The organism is Pseudoalteromonas sp. SK18 (assembly GCF_001974855.1).
GTDB lineage: Bacteria > Pseudomonadota > Gammaproteobacteria > Enterobacterales > Alteromonadaceae > Pseudoalteromonas.
Map to the genome: position 1 here is coordinate 1 of NZ_MTQB01000053.1, position 2046 is coordinate 2046.

General features: G+C 45.0%; 3 protein-coding genes. All 3 read left to right on the top strand.

Annotated features, from left to right (window positions below):
- The first annotated feature begins 82 nt into the window (after positions 1–82).
- A complete protein-coding gene (locus BW139_RS18040) occupies positions 83–424 on the top strand; it encodes a hypothetical protein (RefSeq protein ID WP_008467385.1) in 342 nt (113 codons plus the stop codon).
- A complete protein-coding gene (gene tnpB, locus BW139_RS18045) occupies positions 421–771 on the top strand; it encodes an IS66 family insertion sequence element accessory protein TnpB (RefSeq protein WP_010554756.1) in 351 nt (116 codons plus the stop codon). Before BW139_RS18040 ends, tnpB begins: the two co-directional genes overlap by 4 nt.
- Before the next feature lie 80 nt (positions 772–851).
- The coding region (gene tnpC / locus BW139_RS18050; RefSeq protein ID WP_076920575.1) for an IS66 family transposase at positions 852–2046 on the top strand (1195 nt) is incomplete at its 3' end.

A 2046-nucleotide genomic window follows, 5' to 3' on the forward strand; every position in this document is an offset into this window, starting at 1 on the left:
GTAAGCGTCTAGCGAACCACACCTAGCATCGATGTTCTGATTATCTAAAAATACCTGCTCAATGATAAATTCGGAGCAGGTGATGAAAACTTACAGAACAAGCGCACAGTGGCAGCAGCTTTTGCTGAAACGCAGTACGTTTAGTGGTACTAATATTGAATTCTGCCAACACCATAATGTCGCTATTACGACTTATTATAAACAACGTGCTTTACTGGCAAAAGACCAGCCTAATTCCACCTTGCCAGTGCACACGCAGTGCCTTACATCATCACGTTTTGTCCAGGTAAAACAAACTACTGAAGTCTGCGCGCAAACTCGTCAAAATACGCTGCAGTTTGATACGCTAACCGGCCAACTCACGTTTCCTATCGATTTAGCGACGGCCGATATCGTTGCCATTATTAAAGGGCTAACGGTATGAGGATGTTCGTTGATGTACCCACCGTCTATTTATGTGCCGATGCCGTTGATTTTCGAAAATCAATTAATGGTCTGGCGGCGTTGGTGGAAGCAGAGCTTGAACTACCCGTGCTCAGTGGTGCGCTATTTGTGTTTTGTAATAAAGGCCGTGACAAACTCAAACTGCTTTACTGGGATAACACCGGTTTTGCACTGTGGTATAAGCGATTAGATAAGCATAAGTTCAAATGGCCCAAACTCATGTCACCCACCATGACCTTAAGCGAGCAGCAATTACACTGGTTATTATCGGGTTATGATGTGATTGGACACAGTAAAATTGATGTCGCAGGTAAGCAAATGCTTTAATATTTGCGATCGATTGATGATCATCAAAGTGAGTTCAGTTAGCACTGCAAAGCCTTTGATGATGCCTTAAAATAGGCGTCATGAAAAATGAACTCGCCCTTAAACAGCGCATTGCTGAACTTGAAAAACTGTTAGCGCAGAAGGATGCCCAGATTGCGGCATTGGAAGAGCGCTGGAGCTTGGCCCAACAAAAACAATTCGGCAAAAGTGCTGAAGGCTTTGCCGGGCAAGGCGAGTTATTCAATGAAGTGGAAGAAATTGTTGAGGAAGTTGAGGCAGAGCAACAATCCATTAGCTATACCCGTAAAAAGCCGGTGCGTAAGCCACTGCCAAAAGACTTACCTCGTGAGCAAGTTATTCACGACATCATCGACAAAACCTGTGATTGCTGTGGCGGTGAGCTACATAGAATGGGTGAAGATAAGTCAGAAAAGCTTGAGTTCATACCCGCTAAAATCAAAGTGATTGAGCATATTAGGCCTAAATACGCCTGCCGTCACTGTGATAAATCCTCAACTCAGACACAGATTAAACAAGCCTCAATGCCTGCCATGCCCATCAACAAAGGCATTGCAACCAGCAGTTTGCTCAGTCAGCTTATCACCAGTAAATACCAATACGGGTTACCGCTGTATCGCCAGGAAGCGATGTTTAAGCAATACGGTATTGAACTCAGTCGACAGACCATGAGCAGCTGGATAGACAAATCAGCCACACTCTTCGCGCCATTAGTTGAACGGCTTAAAGCCGAGCTGTTAAGGCAACCCACGCTGTTTGCCGATGAAACGCCATTAAAGGTGGTGAAATCGGACAAAGTAAACAGTTACATGTGGGTGTATTGCTCGGGTCGAGATTCACCAGACCCGAATAATCCTATCCCTAATATCGTACTTTACGACTTCCACAATAGTCGCGCGGCCGCCTGCGTGGTCAATTATCTTGATGGATATCAAGGGTACTTGCACGTGGATGGCTATCAAGCCTATGCCAGAACAGAGGCAACCTTAATCGGCTGCTGGGCGCATGCTCGTCGTAAATTTATCGACGCGAAAAAGCTACAAGGTAAAAACAAAACCGGCAAAGTGGATGTGGTATTGAGCCTTATCCAAAAACTGTACGGCGTTGAGTCACGCATCAAAGATAAAAGTGTGGATGACAAATATACGGCAAGACAAGAGGTTAGCCTGCCTATTCTTAGCAAGCTAAAAATATGGCTTGAGCAGGATCAGCCAAATTTAGTGGGGAACAGCAAACTGATAGAGGCAGCTAATTACC